This is a genomic window from Chitinibacter sp. S2-10 (assembly GCF_046530675.1).
In the GTDB taxonomy this organism is placed as follows: Bacteria; Pseudomonadota; Gammaproteobacteria; order Burkholderiales; family Chitinibacteraceae; genus Chitinibacter.
This window is the reverse complement of the sequence record NZ_CP172558.1, coordinates 1591595-1611389: the sequence shown is the minus strand read 5'-3', so window position 1 is coordinate 1611389 and position 19795 is coordinate 1591595. Positions and strand designations below refer to the sequence as shown.

Annotated in this window: 16 protein-coding genes; 5 read left to right on the top strand and 11 right to left on the bottom strand. The window is 51.1% G+C overall.

Features of this window, described 5'->3' with window-relative positions:
- Positions 1 to 25: 25 nt before the first annotated feature.
- The 9 genes from ACG2XO_RS07640 to ACG2XO_RS07600 form a co-directional block, all read right to left on the bottom strand.
- Complete coding sequence (locus ACG2XO_RS07640; protein WP_410497404.1) at positions 26 to 937, bottom strand: diguanylate cyclase domain-containing protein; 912 nt, start codon at positions 935 to 937, stop codon at positions 26 to 28.
- Positions 927 to 3890 (bottom strand): ATP-binding protein, encoded by a 2964-nt coding sequence (locus ACG2XO_RS07635; RefSeq protein WP_410497403.1) that lies wholly within the window; start codon positions 3888 to 3890, stop codon positions 927 to 929. The genes ACG2XO_RS07640 and ACG2XO_RS07635 overlap by 11 nt, the downstream gene beginning before the upstream one ends.
- Positions 3850 to 5316 (bottom strand): hypothetical protein, encoded by a 1467-nt coding sequence (locus ACG2XO_RS07630; protein ID WP_410497402.1) that lies wholly within the window; start codon positions 5314 to 5316, stop codon positions 3850 to 3852. Before ACG2XO_RS07630 ends, ACG2XO_RS07635 begins: the two co-directional genes overlap by 41 nt.
- Before the next feature lies 1 nt (position 5317).
- Positions 5318 to 6439, bottom strand: coding sequence for a hypothetical protein (locus ACG2XO_RS07625; RefSeq protein WP_410497401.1), 1122 nt, complete (start codon positions 6437 to 6439; stop codon positions 5318 to 5320).
- A gap of 421 nt (positions 6440 to 6860) precedes the next feature.
- Positions 6861 to 7637 carry a flagellar motor protein MotD gene (gene motD, locus ACG2XO_RS07620; RefSeq protein ID WP_410497400.1) on the bottom strand — a complete coding sequence of 259 codons (777 nt, stop codon included), beginning with the start codon at positions 7635 to 7637 and terminating at the stop codon, positions 6861 to 6863.
- A gap of 74 nt (positions 7638 to 7711) precedes the next feature.
- Positions 7712 to 8650, bottom strand: coding sequence for a S49 family peptidase (locus tag ACG2XO_RS07615; protein ID WP_410497399.1), 939 nt, complete (start codon positions 8648 to 8650; stop codon positions 7712 to 7714).
- Entirely contained in the window at positions 8647 to 8979 is a 333-nt protein-coding gene (locus ACG2XO_RS07610; protein ID WP_410497398.1) for a Rieske (2Fe-2S) protein, read from the bottom strand. Before ACG2XO_RS07610 ends, ACG2XO_RS07615 begins: the two co-directional genes overlap by 4 nt.
- Positions 8972 to 9643 (bottom strand): HAD-IA family hydrolase, encoded by a 672-nt coding sequence (locus tag ACG2XO_RS07605; protein ID WP_410500211.1) that lies wholly within the window; start codon positions 9641 to 9643, stop codon positions 8972 to 8974. Before ACG2XO_RS07605 ends, ACG2XO_RS07610 begins: the two co-directional genes overlap by 8 nt.
- A gap of 2 nt (positions 9644 to 9645) precedes the next feature.
- Positions 9646 to 10602: an RluA family pseudouridine synthase gene (locus tag ACG2XO_RS07600; RefSeq protein ID WP_410500210.1), complete on the bottom strand. Its 957-nt coding sequence runs from the start codon at positions 10600 to 10602 to the stop codon at positions 9646 to 9648.
- A gap of 780 nt (positions 10603 to 11382) precedes the next feature.
- Between ACG2XO_RS07600 and ACG2XO_RS07595 the strand changes: the two genes are divergently transcribed.
- From ACG2XO_RS07595 to ACG2XO_RS07580, 4 genes are all read left to right on the top strand, one after another.
- The gene (locus ACG2XO_RS07595; RefSeq protein ID WP_410500209.1) at positions 11383 to 14190 is read left to right on the top strand and encodes an Rne/Rng family ribonuclease; all 2808 of its coding nucleotides are present in this window, start codon (positions 11383 to 11385) and stop codon (positions 14188 to 14190) included.
- Positions 14191 to 14314: 124 nt separating this feature from the next.
- Positions 14315 to 15124, top strand: a complete 810-nt coding sequence (locus ACG2XO_RS07590) for an HDOD domain-containing protein (protein WP_410500208.1) — start codon at positions 14315 to 14317, stop codon at positions 15122 to 15124.
- 256 nt (positions 15125 to 15380) lie between these two features.
- Positions 15381 to 16082 carry a basic amino acid ABC transporter substrate-binding protein gene (locus tag ACG2XO_RS07585; protein ID WP_410500207.1) on the top strand — a complete coding sequence of 234 codons (702 nt, stop codon included), beginning with the start codon at positions 15381 to 15383 and terminating at the stop codon, positions 16080 to 16082.
- Positions 16083 to 16182: 100 nt separating this feature from the next.
- The gene (locus ACG2XO_RS07580; protein ID WP_410500206.1) at positions 16183 to 16983 is read left to right on the top strand and encodes an amino acid ABC transporter permease; all 801 of its coding nucleotides are present in this window, start codon (positions 16183 to 16185) and stop codon (positions 16981 to 16983) included.
- Between the two features lie 119 nt (positions 16984 to 17102).
- Here ACG2XO_RS07580 and ACG2XO_RS07575 read toward each other — a convergent pair whose 3' ends face one another.
- Together ACG2XO_RS07575 and ACG2XO_RS07570 are read right to left on the bottom strand one after the other, a co-directional pair.
- Positions 17103 to 18029 (bottom strand): LysR family transcriptional regulator, encoded by a 927-nt coding sequence (locus tag ACG2XO_RS07575; protein WP_410500205.1) that lies wholly within the window; start codon positions 18027 to 18029, stop codon positions 17103 to 17105.
- An 84-nt stretch (positions 18030 to 18113) separates the two neighbouring features.
- On the bottom strand, positions 18114 to 19316 hold the full coding sequence (locus tag ACG2XO_RS07570) for a DUF1615 family protein (RefSeq protein WP_410500239.1): 1203 nt from the start codon (positions 19314 to 19316) through the stop codon (positions 18114 to 18116).
- 196 nt (positions 19317 to 19512) lie between these two features.
- Between ACG2XO_RS07570 and infA the strand changes: the two genes are divergently transcribed.
- Positions 19513 to 19776: a translation initiation factor IF-1 gene (gene infA, locus ACG2XO_RS07565; protein ID WP_410500203.1), complete on the top strand. Its 264-nt coding sequence runs from the start codon at positions 19513 to 19515 to the stop codon at positions 19774 to 19776.
- Positions 19777 to 19795 lie beyond the last annotated feature (19 nt).

Here is a 19795-nt window from a genome sequence, read left to right as displayed (position 1 = left end):
TATGCTGCCACACAGCACACCCCATTTAACTTCCACAAACATACCCAACACAAACCTGATTTCGTCCGGCGTCTTTGGCTGCATACAATCCCTGATCTGCGCGCTGCAGCAGGGTTTCTGGCTGCGTCACATCACTTTGCCACTGGGCGACGCCGGCGCTAATTGTGACAATATTTAACCCTGGCGCTTTAGGGTTGGGAATTGCCAGCTCGGTGACGCTACGGGCAATCCGCTCGGCAATCAGCCTCGCTTCCTGCAAATGGGTGTCAGGCAGCAAACAGCAAAACTCTTCGCCCCCATAGCGCGCCATCAGATCATTCGAATTGCGCAATTCGGACATGATCACACCGGCAATCCGCTGCAAACAGACGTCCCCGGCAACATGCCCCTGAGTGTCGTTATATCGCTTGAAATAATCGACATCGATCAGAATCAGCGAAAAAACATTGGGCGTGTGCTGGGCGCGCTCAAATTCGGCCTGCAAGCGCTGAAACAGATAGCGTCGGTTTGCCAGCCCGGTCAGTCCGTCGGTTTGCGCCAATAGCCGCAATTGATCCTGCGCTTGCTTGAACGCCAGATGGTTGCGCACTCGCGCGCGCACGACCGTCGGGTTGAAGGGTTTGACAATATAATCGACCGCTCCAGCATCCAAGCCGCGCGATTCTTCGTCTGGCATACCCAGCGCAGTAATAAAAATGACCGGAATTTCAGCCGTATCGGGCTGACTTTGCAGCTCACGACAAACGGCGTAGCCATCCATATCGGGCATCATGATATCGAGCAAAATCAAATCGGGTTTATGCTGCGCAATTTGCTGCAAGGCCGCCGCGCCGCTCAGCGCAAAATGCACGTCATACTGATCGGTCAGCAGCTCACCCAGCGCTTCGATATTGGTCATCTGATCATCAATAATCAGAATATAGGCATCAAGACTCATGTCCTTGCTCCGGAAGTATCGCTTTGAGCGCCAGTTGCGCGGCAGGATAATCAAGTCTTTCCAATGCTTCATTCACCAATTGCAATGAATGTGCAACGGGGGTGTCGCCGATCTGGGTCAGCAATTCCTGCAGTTTCTGCCTGGCTCGCAAGCTATTGGATTCCAGTGCCTCCTGCAGACGCAGTGCTTGCGGCCAGTAATTTTCCGGCAGTGGCAAGCAAGGTAGTGCAACTTGAACAGCTGCACTCATTTGCACCAGAGGCCAGACTTCTTTCATTGCCGTTGCCCAGCTTTGCGCCAGCCATGTGCCATCCGGGCACACCCCGCCATTGCGACTGAAATGATTCAAATTCTGTTCCAGCGCTCCGGCCTGCTCGTATAAAGCGACCAAACCCAAAGTACCCGCGACACCACGCAAGGCATGAACTTTGCTGATCAATTGCTCGATATCGCGCGCGAGTAATAAATCATCAAATTCGTCGAAAAACGCTTTTTGTTCCTGGAAGAATTGCCATAACCAGCGCTTGTAGCGTGCCAAATTGCCATTGAGCCGCTCCAGAGCTTCATGGATGGCCACCCCCGCCTGCTCAAGTCGCTGCAATAGCAGGATTTCGTCATCGTTAAACGAACTTTCAGCAATGCTGGGCGTAAACAGTGGTTCTAGCGTATATCCGCGCTGCTGCTGGTATTCACATGCGGCGACCAAAACCTGCCTGAGCCGGATCGGGTCAATCGGCTTGAGCAAATAATCATTCATCCCCGCTGCCAGACCGGCTTCCCGCTCTGCGTCAGCGGCATTGGCCGTCAAGGCCACAATATAAATTGCCGGATCGCGTACTTCATATTCCTGATAGCACCCCTGACGGATCAGCTGGGTTGCGGTATTACCATCCATCACCGGCATCCGGCTATCCATCAGCACCAGATCAAAATGTTCACGTGCCAGCGCCTCAATCGCCTGCAAACCATTATTGGCTACCTGTAAAGACAGCCCCATTTCTTCCAGCAAAGCCCCCACAATCAGTTGATTGGTCACAATATCCTCGGCATAGAGAATTTTGAGCTTGTGCGGCAGCGGCATCAGTGCAAGGGGCTCGGCTTCGGGAGCTGCCACCAGCTCAACCGGCTCCAGAGGGATATCAACCCGAAAGCAAGTCCCCTCACCGAGCTGACTAGTCACCGCAATCGAGCCTTGCATCAGTTGAATCAGGGCGTGGCAAATCGACAATCCCAACCCGGTTCCACCATATTTACGCGTGGTCGAAGTATCAGCCTGCTCGAATTTATTAAACAGCCGCACCAGGCTTTGCTCATCCAGACCTATTCCGGTATCGGCGACCAGAAACTTGATCTGTTCCCCGTCGCGATAGGCACTTAGCCGCACCGAGCCTTGCTCGGTAAATTTGATCGCATTGCTGACCAGATTAAACAGAATTTGCCGCAAACGCGTCGGATCGCCCAAACAACCCGAGCGTGGCAAGTGATCAATATCCAGCACAAAAGTCAGCCCTTTTTCCTCCGCTTTCGGCGCAAACAACGCGGCCACCTGAGCAATCAACTTGTGCAGATCAAACGGAATTTGTTCGATGACTATTTTCCCGGCTTCGATTTTCGAGGCATCGAGCAAGTCATTGATGATATTCATCAGCATTTCAGCGTTTTCCAAGCCGATGCTGATTTGCTCGCGCGTATTCGGGCGCAGCTCTTTCTGGCCTTTGGCTAGACGTAACATGCCAATGACGCCAGTAAGCGGAGTACGTATTTCATGGCTGACCAAAGCCAGAAAAGCACTTTTAGCTTGATTGACTGCAATCAGTGCATTCTTTTCTGACAAAAATTCGGCTTGACGCAAAATATGCTCGTTTTCCAGGTTTTTCTTCTGCTGTTCGGCGCGTAATAACTTCAAACGAATTTCAGTCCGGCTAATTCGGCGCAGCGTGCCGCTTTGCAGTTGCGCCATGGTTCGCTCGCTCGCGAGCCTGACCGCCAGCGCGTAATGCCGTTCATAGACCTGCAGCGCTTCTTCATATTGCGCCAAGGCTTCCAGCGCAGCAGATTGCACCTTGCAGGCGCGCAATTCATGATGCACCGAGTGGGTCTGGATTGCGTAATCTTGTGCCTGTTGCGCATACTGCACAGCCTCCCGATATTTGCCCTGGGCAAAGTAAAGTTCGGCGATTCCGAGATGAGCCATGGCAAGCGGCCAAACATGATGATTGGTTTTTGCCACTGCAACGCCCTGACTGAATGCTTTGAACGCATCCACCAGATTACCCAGACCAAAATTGGAAAAACCGATGTGCATCAGCACTTCGCTGAGATTGCCACTATCCGCTTCTTGCCGGTAAAAGTCCTGTGCGATAGCCAAATGCTCAAGCGCCCGCTGGAACTCACCCAACTCGTTGTAATCACTGCCCAACCATAAATGAATGGTCATCAGTAAAGCAGGGTCGTTCAGCTCTTGCGCATATTCAAGCGAGAGCAAATGATGCCGCAGGGAGTCTTCATAAAAACCGTAATATAGATAAACGCCACCGACACCGATGTAGGCTTTGATGTAATGAATGATTGAATGATGCTCCAGCGCCAACTCCAGACAATGACTCCAGTGCTCCAAGGCCGCACTCAATTCGCCGATGGCATAGCACGACTTTCCCAGGCATTCATACACATCAAGCAGCAGCGAATGTTTCGGCGTTGTCGCCCGTAATGTTTTCTCCAATAGCAATAAAAGCGCCTTGGCTTCAGCAAAACGCCCCAGTTTCTCCAGCGCCTCACCTTTTAAATACAAGGCTTGTGCCTGATAATCCGGGTTGTTTTGTGCCAGTCGTTCCAGCTCGGTCGCCAACACCAGTGCCTGGTCATAATTTCGCAAGCGGTATTGTGCCTGCCGGGCCAGACATTCAGAAAACTCATCCTGCATCATGTCCGCCTCGCTGAATAATCCTGTCAATTTGCTCCACAATACCCTGATTAACTTGCAAGATTCTAGCCTTCGCCTTGAGCGATATAGCCTGAAACTTCGGCCACGGTGGCGCTTCAATGGCCTGAATAATACGGAGCGCAAAATCGAACAGCGCCGAAGCATCTCCCCCGGGAAAAATGTAATAGCACCCGTTGCCAACCTTGACCCAACAGTCTTTCGCTGAGCAGTATTCGCTCACAATCAGCACTGCACGCTGCTCAAGCATTGGATGATTTTCCGTAGCAACACTAATTTCGATAATTCGCCCTACCCCCAATGTTTCTTCGCAGCTTTTTTTAAATTGAAGCAATTGTTTAATGCTCATTTGCGTTATCGATGCATTCACCATGCGCTCAAATTGGCGAAAATCATGACGCAAAGTGGGGTAAATTTTAGCCAGTCTGGTTTTCAATTTTTCCCGGGCTTCATACAAAGAGCGTTTTTCAACTTCAGTTTCCTGCAAATGCTGACACTCCTTCAATGCAGTCAATGCAGCATCGAACATTTTCAATGACTTTGCACTACTATATCGAGCCCAGCTCCATTGCCGCCGCAACTCATCATCACGATATTTTTCCAAATAAGGAGCCGCAGCATCGAGTACACGGATAGCTAACATCTGCTGGTTTTGATCAATCAAAAATTCGGAATATGCAATTGATACAGAAATATAAATCCATGACAGATCAAATTTCTTTGCCAAACATATTGCTGATTCAAAGCATATATCAGCATCTTCAACTTTTCCCTGCCGCCATAAACAAATGGCCTTATTTCTACATAACTCAGCCACCCAGGTCAGATCAGCATGTAAAATCACATCACGTTCCGATCTGGCAATGATGGCCATTCCGGAAGAATATTGCTGACCCGAAAGCAATAAATTGGAAAGAAATATGCCGCTTTTAGCGAGCAATCTTTTATTATCGATGGCCTCAGCCAAAGAAAATCCGCTCATCAAAATGGCATGACATTCTTCAGGTAAATCCAGTCTTTGATATAAGGTCCCCAAATTCAGATAAATCTCGATCACCAAATCAAGATTGGACTGCTCTGACGCCAGTGCCAGTGATTTAAGCCAAAGCGTTAATGCTTTTGGCAAATCATTGAGTTTGTAAAGTTGCAAGCCCAACCAGAGCAACCCGAGCGAATAATGCTCTGCGTCCTTCTTTCTCCGACACCAGGTCACTCCGCGCTCAAGTATTTTTTGAGCCTGATCCGGCTCACCGTAAACCATCAGCGAACGACCATGCAAAAGATAGGCATAGCCCAGTTGCCGATGCTGATGCGCAAGACACAAATCCAATAGTGCAGTACAGGCTCGTAGTTGAGCCGGATCGGACTGCCAGTATGACACTTCAATGACGGCAATCAGCTCGGCAATTCGTGCATCAATGGCTGCTTGTTTGTTCATTTTAGTGATGTAAATGCATGATGACATCGCGGGGCGCCATCCATTTCGTTTTCAACACAGGGACTTCGCAGTCATGCCATTGCCATGGAAAACGATCAATCGTTTGCAGCAAGTCCAATTGCAACATTTCTTTTCGAGCTGCGCCCTCGGTAAAATAAATCAAATACTGTCCATGTAGGGTTCTGAGCCAAATATCGCCATGAAGGCAAAAATCCCTCAACAAACCATCAATTTTATTTTCAACTACGCGGCGATATTTGAGCTTCGTTTCTGCCTCCAGCCAAAGAATTGAACATTCATCAGCGAGTTCTTTGCACTTCTCCAGCAATAATTTCTCGCTTCCGATTGATGCTCTGGAAATAACAGGCTCCAGCAAACGTTCAAATTCATTTCGCGTTCGATCAACGTTCTTCATTACTTTCTGCAAATTTTTGAATCGGTCTTTTTTTCTGGATTCATCTTCGGACACATTCAGCTGCACCCATTTTAATTTTATCTTTTCAAACTGCATCAGGCTTTCCAGTGCCATTTTAAAATCATTGTTTTTCTTATAGGCGTTAAATCGCAACTCAGCACTTAATTGAGCCAGGTACAAATCGTCAAATGACTTTAACAATGGATCGGCCCAATCGAGCATTTCAAGCGCACGCTGCCATTCATTCCATTCCAGCAAAAATTGGGCATAGTGAATTGCGATCAGTGCGCCACCCCATTTAATTTTCATATGCTGCGCAATCGCAAACATGCTGGCAAAATAGAGCTCTGCCTCTTCGGGGTGCTGAGTTTTCTGATAGCAAATGGCCTGCGTTTTTCCTGACTCAATCAGCCAGGTTAAATCGCCAAGCTCCAGCAAGCTGGCTTCGCTTTGATGAATAATGGCCAGCGCTTCCTGATAGCGTTGCTGCTCAAGCAACTGATCGGATAAAAAAATGGCACTTTTGGCGATCAGGCGCGCGCTGCCAATTCCCTTCGCCAGTTTGTAACCCAGGTTCAATACCTCGTCAGCCTGTTCCTGCTGACCAAATACAATGTAGATTCTGCCTATATATAAATAGGCTTCAACTGCCACTTCAATATTGAGCAAATCAATTGCTACATCGGCCGCCAGTGAAAAATCTTCCATGGCCGACAGGTAGTTTTTAAGACTGAAATTGATTTTTCCCCGGATCAGAAAAATTTCGGCGCGATGGTCGTTTAACGCCGAATCATCAGATTGCTTGATGGCTCGGTTAATCAAACGCAATGCTTTGCGGTATTGCCCCAAATGCCAGAGCGACTGGGCATGAACGACGTAGATACGAAGATGAAGGCCGGGCTTGAGATCCAATTCTTTGGAACGCGCAAACAGCGCTGCACTGTTTCGATGCGCTTCATCTGGATCCTGCAAAAAACCCTGCTCAATCTGGTCAAGCAAATCAGGTATATTTTCAGAAAGCGCACTGGCGAAGGAGTTCACGCAGAAATACCGGTCGGGTCAATATTTCTTTATAGTGCGCGAAAGGATCGATCACAAACAGATGACTGTTTGCTCCGGGGGTGCAGGTCTAATTTTGCGAGATCACGGCCACTTCATCCTGATTGTCGGCCAGGATATTCAGTGTGACCCGGCGATTGCGGGCGCGACTCTCGTCGCTGTCATTGGACTCCACTGGGCGAAACTCGGCATAACCGACTGCCGCCATTCTTTGCGGCGCGATTCCGCTTTCCTGAAATAGCCGCACGACACTGGCTGCACGCGCAGACGATAATTCCCAGTTACTCGGAAACAGGCCGCCACGAATCGGCTGATTGTCAGTATGGCCTTCGATCTGGATCAGATTATCCGAGCCTTGTAATTGCGCGGCAATGGTTTGCAGGGCGCTGATCGCGTCGGACTGCAAATCGGCGCGACCGGTCATAAACAGGATCGAGTCGCTGATTTCGACGGCAATCCCGCGTTTGGATTGCGTCACTTTGACCGTTCCCTCATCAATCAGCGAGCCTAGCGATTTGCGCAAATCGCTGGCCATTCCCCGCATTTTTTTTGCCTGCTCCTGATACTTGCCGGCACTAGGCAATACGGTTGGGCCGGGAATCACCACGAGTTTCTGCGGTGCGCCCATGACATGCTGGTTTTCCATGCGCAAAAAATTGGCTGAAGTATTAGGCTGCTTGAAGGCGTCAACCAAGGAGTTGGACAGAACTTTGTATTTGCCTTCATTGACCGATGAAATCGCATACATCACGACAAAAAAAGCAAACAGCAAGGTAATGAAATCGGCGTAGGAGACCAACCAACGCTCGTGATTTTCATGCTCTTCAACTCTTTTTCTGCGCGCCATAAGCAACCTCATCTAATTGGGTATATCAATGCAGAACATACCTACAATGACCTGCACTCATATACCCATACCATCTATTTCAATCGGATGTCCAGCTTTGCACCCAGCGTCGTCGCCGCAGCGACGCCCAGCTGCCGAGCCAAGCGATCGGCATACGAAGGTTGCGGGGTAAAATCAACCACATTGTCGACTTTGACGATATCACGTGCGACGCTGCTAACCGAGCCCAAACCATCGACTAAACCGAGCTTCACGCCGGTTTCTCCCGACCAGACCAGACCTGAGAAAATATCCGGATTGTTGCTCGCCAGCCGTTTGCCGCGCCCCTGCTTCACGACATTAATAAATTGCTGATGAACTTCAGCCAGCATCGTCACGGCTTTCTGTTTCTGCTCTTCGCTTTGTGGCGAAAACGGATCAAGAAAGCCTTTGTTCGCGCCAGCCGTAATCAGGCGGCGTTCGACGCCCAATTTATCCATCGTCCCGGTAAAGCCAAAGCCATCCATCAAGACGCCAATCGAACCGACAATCGACGCCTTGTCGGCAAAAATTTTGTCACCAGCGACGGCGGTGTAATAACAACCCGAAGCACAAACATCCTCAACGACGACATAAAACGGAATTTTCGGATGTTGTTTCTTCAGGCGAACGATTTCATCGTACATCATCCCCGACTGCACCGGGCTGCCGCCGGGACTGTTGGCGCGCAAAATTACCGCCTTGCTATTGCGGTCTTCAAAGGCATTTTTCAAACCATGCAGCACCATTTCGCTACTGGCGTCACCACCGGCCGAAATTTCGCCATTCAAATCGACCACCGCTACATGTGCGCCGCTGCTGGCGCTTTCGGCGTCTTCATCGCCGATCCAGCCCAGCATCAGACCGGCGATCATAAACAGATAAGCAAAGGTCAGAAACTTGAAAAAAATACCCCAGCGCCGGGCGCTGCGTTGCTCTTTAATCGACGCGGTTAAAATTTCTTTTAACGCGTCGCGTTCAAATGATTCATTCATGAATTGGATTCCTCAAGCAGCCAGACTGCGTTGTCTTTTTCAATCACGGTCAGGCGATGCAAACTGCGGCCACTACATGGGCCGCCCAAACATAAACCGTTGGTCGGATCATAATATGCGCCGTGGGTCGAACAAATTAAAAATTGCCGGGATAGATCAAATACATCACCCGGATTGAAATCAAGTTCGATCGGCACATGCGCACATTCATTGTAATAAGCATAAACCTGACCACCATAACGCAAGGCAATCGCGGCGCGCTCTTTGATATTAAATCGAAATGCCAGCCCGCGTTCCTGCAAGTCTTGCGAGTCGCAAATCTTAACCATGCGCAATAATCCAGTCGATCAGCAGCGCAAATTCGTCAAATAGCGCCAAGGCCTGTAAATCCTGAAGCGCATTTTCTTCGTGTGCGCCGTAGGTCAGCCCGACACTGGCCGTTCCGGCATTGAGCGCCAACTGCAAATCATGGGAGGTATCGCCCACCATCAAAGCCCGCTCGGGCTCTACGGCCGAATACCCCAGAATGTATTCCAGCATCGCTGGGTGCGGCTTGGAAAAGGCTTCATCGGCGGTACGCGTTACTTCAAAGAAATGGTTCAATTGCGTCGCCTGCAAAACCCGATCCAGCCCGACTCGCGATTTGCCGGTCGCAACGGCCATGCGAAAACCTGCATCACGTAAGCGCGCCAACCCTTCTTCTACGCCATCATAGAGTTTGAGCTCCTGATCCTGAGCCAGAAAATGGCCGCGATAAGCATCGATCAGACGGCGAATCTGGGCTTCATCCGCGTCAGGCAGCAAATGTGCCATGGCCTCAAACATGCCATAGCCAATCACATAACGAGCCTGTTGTTCGCTCGGCACCGGCAAACCGATATCGTCAAAAGCACGCTGAATCGAACGGGCAATCATTCCGGTGCTGTCCATTAAAGTGCCGTCCCAGTCGAACACCACCAAATCAAAACGACGCGGCTGATTCAAGCCAAACATAGTCAAACTCCAGCATTTTTGTGATCAAGATATGATTGCAACTCGACGGGCAATGGCGCTTCGAGCGTCAGACGCTCGCCAGTCAAAGGGTGATTGAGTGTCAAACGCCAGGCATGCAGAAACATCCGGCGCAACCCTTGTTTCGGTAAAGCGCGATTGACTGCCGCATCACCGTATTTATCATCCCCGAGGATCGCATGGCCGCTGGCCGAGAGATGCACGCGAATTTGATGCGTGCGGCCCGTTTTCAGCTCGCACTCGAGCAAGGACGCATCGCGCCAGACTTGTTGCCGGTTCACGATCGTGTGCGAACTCAGCCCGTCGGCGTGCACTTTGACGCGGCGCTCACCATCGGGCGTTTCATATTTGAGCAATTTCATTTTGACGTGACAACGCGTGTGCGGCCAAACGCCTTCGACCAGTGCTAGATAACGCTTGTCGATGCCATGGCTTTCGCGCAGCACTTCGTGCATTTTGACCAGTGCACTGCGTTTTTTCGCGACGAGCAGCAAACCGGATGTTTCGCGATCCAGCCGGTGAACCAGTTCCAGAAACTTCGCTTGCGGACGTTGCGCACGCAGCAACTCGATCACGCCAAAACTGATTCCCGACCCACCGTGCACGGCAATACCGGCCGGTTTATTAATCACCAGCAGGGCATCATCCTCATACACAATCGGCAATTGCATTGAGTCTGCTGCTGCACTCGCGTTATTGGGGGCTTTGGGCTGTTCGGCAACACGCACCGGCGGCAGACGAATCACGTCGCCAGCGCAAACCCGCGTCGTAACGTCGGCGCGACCTTTATTGACGCGAACTTCGCCGGAACGAACAATGCGGTAAACATGGCTTTTGGGCACGCCTTTGAGACGTTTGAGCAAAAAATTGTCGAGCCGCTGACCGGCATCTTCTTCATCCACCGTCACGAAGCTCACAGACGCTTTGCTAGTCTCGGACATATTGGCATATACTCTATGGCACGCTGCAATCTATGCAGCTGGTTATCCCGGCAAAGTCATGCTTTTTCGGGTTGAGTCAAAGGCGCATCGGCCGCGTTCCAACAAGAAACCCTTGTCGCAAACCACGATCTGTCCTGACTCAAAATTGGAATGTTTAATCGTTATTTTACCGCGACTATCCAGCTTTCAGGATTGTGATTTCTTTCCCGCCGTGGCCTTGCCACCTGCTCGACATAGAGCAAAGCGCGCGGGGCTCACAAAACGAACAGTAATTGGCGTAGTACGCAGTGGCGTAACTGATTAGCGGTTATGACGCTCACCGCTCAATAAGAAGTAGCGATGGTAATTGATTTATTACATTAGCGCACTCACCGGATTTTTATACGCTTGACACTCCATCACGAGGTCAGGCGTTCGCCCGACAGAGCATACAGATCACTTGGAGTACCGATACCCAGTTCCTAAGCCAATACACAATTTCGCCAAACTAGCCAAACAGCTAAGCCTTTAGTTCAGAACAACTCAGTTCACTGATATCCCTTCGCTTAGCGAGCCCCTCCGCAGGAAAGGGTGGAAAGCGGGAATAAAACATGGCACTGCCTTTGTGCAGTAATGACAAGGTTCGGCTTTGCCGAGACCGGACATGTTGAAAACCCCGCCGATCAGTAGCCAACAAAGGTCGCGATTTTGTATTGCCGAACTGCCGTCACAATCGATCTGCCTGTCACCGGGTTCAAGTCCCAGGTTCTGCCGTGGGGTGCGCGCAGGAGCCCTACACCCATGAAGCGTATGCTTTTTAATGCAACTCAAGCCGAAGAGTTGCGCGTAGCGATTGTCGACGGCCAGAAACTGATCGACCTCGACATCGAAACCGTCGGTAAAGAACAACGCAAATCCAATATCTACAAAGGCATTATCACGCGCATCGAGCCATCACTCGAAGCATGCTTTGTCGATTACGGCTGCGATCGCCATGGTTTCTTGCCATTCAAAGAAATCGCCCGCGCTTACCTCGCAGAAGGCGACGGTGGCCGTGGCCGCATCGCTGATAGCCTGAAAGAAGGCCAGCAACTAATCGTTCAGGTGGAAAAAGACGAGCGCGGCAATAAAGGCGCGGCGTTGACGACCTACATCAGCCTGGCTGGCCGTTACCTCGTACTGATGCCGAACAACCCGCGTGGTGGTGGTGTATCGCGCCGCATCGAAGGCGAAGAGCGCAATGAGTTGCGCGCCGCGATGGACCAGCTCGAAACGCCAAACGGCATGAGCCTGATCGCGCGTACCGCTGCGATTGGCCGCAACGCCGAAGAATTGCAGTGGGATCTGGGGTATCTGCTGCAACTCTGGAGAGCGATTGAAGGTGCAGCCAATACCCAGGCAGGTGCCTTCCTGATTTATCAGGAATCCAGCCTAGTTATTCGCGCAATCCGTGACTACTTCCAACCCGATATCGGCGAATTGCTGATCGACAAACGCGACATTTATGAGCAGGCTCAGCAGTTCATGAGCCACGTTATGCCGAACAATGTGCATAAAGTGAAGTTCTATCAGGACGACGTACCACTGTTCTCACGCTTCCAGATCGAGCATCAAATCGAAACGGCGTATTCGCGTGAAGTGAGCTTGCCGTCAGGCGGCGCCATCGTACTCGACCGCACTGAAGCCCTGTGGTCAATCGACGTCAACTCAGCCAAAGCAACGCGCGGTGGCGATATCGAAGAAACCGCATTGCGTACCAATCTGGAAGCCGCTGATGAAATCGCGCGCCAAATGCGTTTGCGCGACGTCGGTGGTTTGATCGTGATCGATTTTATCGATATGGAAAACCCAAAAAACCAGCGTGATGTAGAAAATCGCATCCGTGAAGCATTGCATCACGACCGCGCCCGCGTTCAAACCGGCAAAATCAGCCGTTTCGGCCTGATGGAATTGTCACGTCAACGCCTGCAACCATCGCTGGAAGAAACCAGCCATATCGCTTGCCCGCGCTGTCATGGCACTGGCTTTATCCGCGGCATCGAATCGTCGGCGCTGCACATTCTGCGCATCATTCAAGAAGAAGCAATGAAAGAAAACACCGGTGCGCTGCATGCGCAAGTACCGGTTGATGTGGCGACCTTCCTGCTCAATGAAAAACGTGCCGAGCTGTTCGCTGTTGAAGCACGTCTGAAAGTTGGCGTGATTCTGATTCCGAACATGCATCTGGAAACGCCAAATTACAGCATCACCCGTCTGCGCAGTGAAGACGTGCCGCATTTTGAAGATGCGCTACCGTCTTACCGCATGGTTGAACAACCGCTGGAAGAAGGCTACAAACCGGGCCAAGCCAAGGACGATCAGGCCAAACGTCAGGAAGCTGCAGTCAAAGGCATTACGCCAGCACAACCGGCCCCAGCCAGAACCGAACGAACCAGCACACCAAAAGCGGCAACGCCATCGCTCTGGAAAAAAATTGTCGCATGGTTCAGCGGCGAGCCAGAACAAAAGAAAGTCGCCGAAGAAGTAAAACCCGCTGCACGCCAGCCTCGTGGGCGCAATGAACGTCGCAACGGTCGCTTTGACCGCAACGAAGCTCGCGAAGGCCAATCTAATCGCGACCGGAACGAACGCAATGATCGTGGTGAACGAGCAGAAAAAGCAGAACGCCCTGAGCGCAATAACCGGGCAGGCAAACCACGCATCGAAGAAGACATTCAAAAACGCGAAGAGCGCCAACCACGTCAGCCACGTGGCGAGCGTCAACCGCGTGAAGAGCGTCAGCGTCAGGAAGTCCGTGCCGAACCAAGCCAGGAACTGTTAAATACACCGGCACTTGAGACCGCCGCCGGCACTGAACAGGTGGCGAACGAAAGTAACGGCGAAACACGTAATCGCCGCCGCCGCAGCCGTCGTGATCGTCGCGACCGTAATGACCGCAACCCAGCGTCTGGTGAACTGCAAAACGGCGAAAATGCAGCACCTGCATTTATCCCGAACGAAGTATTGCTGGAACAGCAAGCTGCTGCCAGCGCACAAAACAGCGTTGCCACTACAGCAGTCGAAACAGTCACCGCAGCAGCAAGTACGGCTCCCGAGGCACCAAGCGTTGTAACAGCAGTGCTTAGCCAAGAAGCGCTTACTACACCAGCGACACCCGTTGCTGAATCGGCAAGTGCTCGCATTGAGCACGAAGCACCGTTAAGCGTTATCAGCCCGCCAGCTGCAACCCCAGTGGTCGCAACACCAGTGGTCGCAACTCCAGAAACTGCGGCTCCAGAAACTGCGCCAGCCAAAGCCGAATTTGTGGTTGCAAGTCCGGAAGCGGTCGGCCTGTTACAAGTCGCAACTCGCAATGACAGCACGCCGACCGAAGCACTGGAAGTAAAAGTGCCACAACGCCGCCGTCGTAAAGACCTGCAAGACAAGGCAGCGCCAACAGCGGCAGAATCAGCACCACTGCAACTCGTCGAGACCCATTCCAAAGTCATTGCGCAGCAAGAGCCGGTGATTGAGGTTCCAACACGCCGTCGTCGTAAAGACGTGCAGCTCGCCAATAACACCAATCCGGCAGATAGCGCCGAGTTATCGCAAGTGGAAACCAAGCCTTAAATCTGCATCACACACACAAAAAGCCACACCCAAGGGTGTGGCTTTTTATTTTCTTCTTAACTACAACGAAAGCCGTGCTTTACTATGGATTGCCGTATAAAAACAATCAGATTGGAGCACAAGCATGAAACTGGAAGATGTATTTGAACAAACCCACAAATTACCGACCATCCCCAAAGTGGTTCAGGAATTAATCGATAGCTTCAGCAACGAAGACGTTGATATCGACACGATTGCCAAACAAATTGCACTGGATCAAGTCATTACTGCCAAAGTATTGCGTCTTGCCAATTCTGCACATTTTGGCGCCAGCCGCAAAATCGGCTCAGTGCACGAAGCTGTCGTTGTATTGGGATTTAGCACCGTTCGCACCCTGGTCGTCGCTTCTGGCATTACTGGTGCATTTATACCCACAGCTGGGTTTGATCGCAAAAAATTCTGGAAAAACAGCCTGCAAGTCGCCAGCCTTGCAAAGGCATTAGCCAAGTCAGCCAAAATCAACAGTGAAATCAGTTTCACAGCAGGAATGATTCATAATATTGGAGAACTGCTGATCCACATCGTCGCGCCGGATGTCGCAACAAAAATCGATCTGTTCGTCGCCAATGGCGCCGACCGGGTTGCACTGGAAGACAATAACATCGGTTTTGATTATGTTATGGTTGGTGAAGAGTTGACCCGTCGCTGGAATTTTCCAGAAGAAATTCAGGCGGCCATCAAATATCAAAACGTCCCAAACACCCCCTTAAGCGCAGTTCTTCATCTGGCAAAAATCATCGCAGCCCAGCAGGCTGAATCGGCCTCACTCGAACAAATTGCCCAAGCCATTCCTTCACTGCTCGCACTGCAAGTCGGGCTTGAACCCAAAGACTTGCTCCTGACGCTGGAAGAGCTTAGCCACTTATCGAGCGGACTCGATGAGTTAATCTCCTAAAGCAGCGAAACACATTCTGCAAAAATGTAAATCCCAGGGCACGTTGACGTTTGGTTTTCAGTCCGTCCGCAAACCAAACATCAAGCGCCCTAGGGAAAGACCTGATTAACCGTTAATGGAAAGCTTACTAGCATCAGGGCAGTGATTAAAAATTCGCGCTACGAATTCTTCAATCCCTGCCCTCTTCTATTTGCTGGAGCAACACATAATGCGCACCCCATTTCGCCTTTTAGCAACTGCATTGTTCGCAGGTTTAATGTTCAATACTCCGGCACATGCAGCCAAAACCTATCAAGTTGGTACGGATGCCGCTTATGCGCCATTTGAATCGCAAAATGAGAAAAAAGAAATCGTCGGATTTGACATTGACATCCTCAAAGCCGTAGCCGCCAAAACGGGTTTGCAAGTCAAATTCATCAATACGCCATGGGAAGGAATTTTTGCCTCGCTCAATAACGGCGATCGCGACATCATTATTTCTGCAGTCACGATCACGCCAGAGCGCAAACAGTCAATGGATTTTTCCGAGCCTTATTTTGAGGCCAAGCAATTAATCGCCGTTGGCCAGAATAGCAAAGTCGTCAAATTGGCTGATTTGAAAAGCAAAAAAATCGGCGTGCAAACCGGCACTACCGGCGATGAAGCCGCACAAAAACTGCTAGGCAAAACCAATCCGAATATCAAACGCTTCGAATCTGCCCCATTGGCACTGCAAGAATTGCAAAATGGCGGAGTCGATGCGGTGATTGCTGACAATGGCGTAGTCGTTAATTACATCACCAACAATAGCAAAGCCAAACTCAAAACCATCGACGATGCGAGCTTTGCCAAAGAGTACTACGGCATTGCCGTGAAAAAAGGCAATAAAGCGCTACTTGATCAGCTCAACAAAGGCATTGCCGCGATCAAAGCCGATGGCACTTACGATAAAATTTACAAACATTATTTCGGTAAATAAGGCCATTTAACCCCTCTTGAAGCAACAATAAAGCTCAGCCCTAGTGTCTGTTGACGCGCGGGTTGCGCTTTATTGTCTTGAGTACACAACCGGTACACGCATGGATTTCAATCAATTTTGGCAAAGCGCCCAGCAAACGGTGCCGTTTCTGGACAATTTCCAGCTCCAGATGGTCTGGGAATACCGAGAATTATTCATCGACGGCATCCAGATGACGCTGGGCATTACACTGATCGCGGTCGTTTTTGGGACTTTGATTGGCTTGTTCGCCGGCATGGCGCGACTGGCCGAGGTCAAACACGGCCCGTGGAAATACCCGGTCATGCTGCTGTTGCGCTGGCCATCAACAGCGTATGTCACCTTCTTTCGTGGCACGCCGCTATTCGTACAGATTCTGTTAACGCATTTTGCCGTTATGCCGATGCTGGTGCATCCCGATGACGGCTTACTGCTATCAGGCGAGCTGGCTTCGACATTGCGTCAGGACTATGGTGCATTTCTGTCCGGTCTGGTCGCGCTGACGCTCAATGCCGGCGCCTACATCACCGAGATTTTTCGTGCCGGCATCCAATCCATTGCCAAGGGGCAATTTGAAGCTTCACGCTCCCTGGGTATGTCCTATGGCCAAACGATGCGCTTTATCATCGTTCCGCAAGCTTTCCGCCGCATGCTGCCGCCGCTGGGCAATGAAGCCATCATGCTGCTCAAGGATAGCTCGCTGGTATCTGCAATCGGTCTGGCTGAACTGGCTTATGCGGCTCGTACCGTTGCCGGGGCCTACTCACGTTATTGGGAACCGTATCTGACTATTTCTTTCCTCTACTTGATCCTGACACTGGTTATGGCTGCCGGGGTTAATCACCTTGAGCGGCGTTACCAAGCCAGCGGCGGCATTCATTGAAAGTCACCGCAAAGCCAACGGCATTAAATGAATCAAGCCCGCATTGCGGGCTTGATTCATTTAATGCCGGGTATATTAATGTACGCCTTAATAAAAGAGGATCAAAAACAAATACTGCACTACGGTATATTGGGCATAGCGATTTGGTCACTGCGGCTCACGCCCGCTGTGACCTGTTGGCACAAGGCCAGAAACGCATTCATGCTCGGCGTCTGATATTTCTGTTTATTCATCACAAAGTGGAACTTGCGCGACAAATCCAGTGTTGGCATTTCCAGCGGGACAAGACTGCCACGACGGAAAGCGTCTTTAAGCGCCAGCCGTGAAATACACCCGATTCCCAAGCCCGACTCAACCGCACGCTTGATCGCCTCGGTATGCTCAAGCTCAAGCCGGATATCGAGCTGGGAAAGCGCGTGCCGCATCGCAAAATCAAACGTCTGACGTGTTCCCGATCCCTGTTCACGCACAATCCACGACGCAGCAACCAGATCGTCAAAGCTCACCGATTCCTGCCGCGCCAGCGGGTGTTGGGGCGCCGCAAACACCACCAGTTCGTCGGCCACCCAGGGTAAAACCATTAGATCGGGATGCCGACAATCGCCTTCGATCAAACCCAGATCCAGCTCGAAATGCACCACCTGATTCACAATCGTCGCGGTGTTATGCACGGCCAAGCTCACGCGACACCCCGGATGCTGGCGCATAAAATCACCAATCAGCAAGGTCGCCAAGTAATTGCCAATCGTCAGCGTTGCACCAACACGCAAAGGGCCAAAGCCATGCTGACCACTGAGCATCGCATCCATGCTTTGCGCCCGGTCGAGCAATTCAATCGCACGCGGCAGCAGCAGTGCGCCTAATTCATTGAGCTGCAAGCGCTTGCCGACCCGATCAAACAATCGCATTTCATACTGGCGTTCCAGCTCGGCCAGCGCCGTGCTGGTCGCCGATTGCGACAGTTTCAACTGTTCGGCGGCGCGCGATACACTCTCCCCTTGCCCCACTGCGACGAAAACTTCCAATTGCCTGAGCGTGAACTTCATTCGACACCTTCAATGATTTTTAAGCAATCAATCCAAAGTATAAATATAGCTCAACGCTCTCGCAATCAAAGTCCTGTCGCGCGATTATCGACGCTTCAGGCACGCCTCATAGCGCCACTTCACCCGGTTTGCAAACCATTCGGTCGTCAGTTTTCGGGTGATTTTCGGGCTTTTCAAATCAATTTGCGGCATGCTGGCACGCGGCCAGCTTTTACCGCCTTTATCTGCCAGGGCATAGACTTTTTGATACAAGGAGCTTTGAGCAAAACTATTGAGTTTTTCCAGCTTCAAATCGCGCAGAATTTCATCGCGGCTCATTCCCAGCTGGCTGGCAATGCCATATAGCGCAGTTTGCACACTACTCGTCCCACTCACTGCACCATTGCGATAACTCAGCAAATCGCCGTCTTCAACCAGTGTTTTGCCACTCAGATGAGAAACTACTTGCTGAAATGCAGCGTTGCGGCTGGCATAGCGACCGGCATTAAAATCGGCAAAGCGATACACCATATCGGTATAAGGCGCGGGATATTGCAGCAAGATGGCTGCGCCGAAATACACCCCCCCTTTACGGGTAAATACTTCGTTACGAATGCTTTTTTCAACCGGATAAGGATAAGGCCAGGCCTTCGTGTGCGCCTGGGCAAATTCGATACTGACCTGCATCGGGCCGCCGGTGCGAATCGGGTTTTTCATATTCAGCGGCAAATTCAGTTTTTGTGCTTCGGCGGCCAGATCTTCAAACAGATCATTCATTTCACGTTCGGTGCGCAAACTATCGATCCTGGCTTTGTAGCTGCGCCCGGTTGGCGAAGGCTTAAGCAAGGCGGTTTGCACTGCGATCAGCGGTATATGGTATTTCGCTGCACGATCACCAATCGCATTCCAGACAATTTTCGGCAAACCCGGAACAACCGGATCACCCTGCCACGACGACTCCTGTTCAATGGTCGCCGCCAGCGCACAGACGTATTCCGGGGTATAGCTTAATTTGAGCGCAGCAAAAGCGTCGCCAATATCATCAATCCAGCCATTGCGGTCATTGATTTTCGGCGGTAGCAATTGAGCAATCAGTACGCGCCCTTGCGCCTCGCTCAACTGGGGCTTGGGCGTTACGCTGGGCAACGGGGACGGGCTAGCGGTCAATTCCGGCCGTGGTGACGGCGTAGCTGGTGATGGGGTAACTGGCCATGGCGTCGGGCTCGCCGTCGGAACAATCACCGGAGCCACAGGGGACTGGGTCGCGCACCCGGCAAGCAGGACTGACAAAAGAAAAATCCGACGCATCACGATCACTGATTTCCAACTTGATAAAGTCGGCAAGCTTAAAGAGCGTGCCTAGCTGAATCAAGCATAAATACAAATGGTTACGCTCCTGCAGACGCAAAAAGTGGCGCAATTTTCGGCGAAAACCTGTATAGTTCGGCCTTATTTAAAAAAATGACGCTCAAACAGATCGGCGTCAGCCTTACTGGAATAAAGCATGTCAAAAGAAGACGTAGTTGAAATGGAAGGTGTTGTAGCCGAGGTTTTCCCGGACACACGCTTTCGCGTAACCCTGACGAATGGGATTGAAATCACCGCCTACGCTTCGGGCAAAATTCGTCAAAACCACATCCGTATTATCGCGGGCGACCGTGTGACCGTTGAAATGTCACCGTATGACCTGACCAAAGGTCGCGTCACTTTCCGTCACAAAGACGAGCGTGGCGCCCCTCCTGCAGGCGGCAACTTCCGTCGTCGCTAAGACAGGTATAGCGCTGCAG

Coding starts and splice junctions, on each gene's coding strand:
- motD (WP_410497400.1), bottom strand. CDS start 7,637: ATGGCGCGCAGAAAAAGAGTTGAAGAGCATGAAAATCACGAGCGTTGG.
- ACG2XO_RS07595 (WP_410500209.1), top strand. CDS start 11,383: ATGAAGCGTATGCTTTTTAATGCAACTCAAGCCGAAGAGTTGCGCGTA.
- ACG2XO_RS07590 (WP_410500208.1), top strand. CDS start 14,315: ATGAAACTGGAAGATGTATTTGAACAAACCCACAAATTACCGACCATC.
- ACG2XO_RS07625 (WP_410497401.1), bottom strand. CDS start 6,439: ATGGAAGATTTTTCACTGGCGGCCGATGTAGCAATTGATTTGCTCAAT.
- ACG2XO_RS07630 (WP_410497402.1), bottom strand. CDS start 5,316: ATGAACAAACAAGCAGCCATTGATGCACGAATTGCCGAGCTGATTGCC.
- ACG2XO_RS07600 (WP_410500210.1), bottom strand. CDS start 10,602: ATGTCCGAGACTAGCAAAGCGTCTGTGAGCTTCGTGACGGTGGATGAA.
- infA (WP_410500203.1), top strand. CDS start 19,513: ATGTCAAAAGAAGACGTAGTTGAAATGGAAGGTGTTGTAGCCGAGGTT.
- ACG2XO_RS07615 (WP_410497399.1), bottom strand. CDS start 8,650: ATGAATGAATCATTTGAACGCGACGCGTTAAAAGAAATTTTAACCGCG.
- ACG2XO_RS07640 (WP_410497404.1), bottom strand. CDS start 937: ATGAGTCTTGATGCCTATATTCTGATTATTGATGATCAGATGACCAAT.
- ACG2XO_RS07610 (WP_410497398.1), bottom strand. CDS start 8,979: ATGGTTAAGATTTGCGACTCGCAAGACTTGCAGGAACGCGGGCTGGCA.
- ACG2XO_RS07575 (WP_410500205.1), bottom strand. CDS start 18,029: ATGAAGTTCACGCTCAGGCAATTGGAAGTTTTCGTCGCAGTGGGGCAA.
- ACG2XO_RS07605 (WP_410500211.1), bottom strand. CDS start 9,643: ATGTTTGGCTTGAATCAGCCGCGTCGTTTTGATTTGGTGGTGTTCGAC.
- ACG2XO_RS07570 (WP_410500239.1), bottom strand. CDS start 19,316: ATGCGTCGGATTTTTCTTTTGTCAGTCCTGCTTGCCGGGTGCGCGACC.
- ACG2XO_RS07585 (WP_410500207.1), top strand. CDS start 15,381: ATGTTCAATACTCCGGCACATGCAGCCAAAACCTATCAAGTTGGTACG.
- ACG2XO_RS07580 (WP_410500206.1), top strand. CDS start 16,183: ATGGATTTCAATCAATTTTGGCAAAGCGCCCAGCAAACGGTGCCGTTT.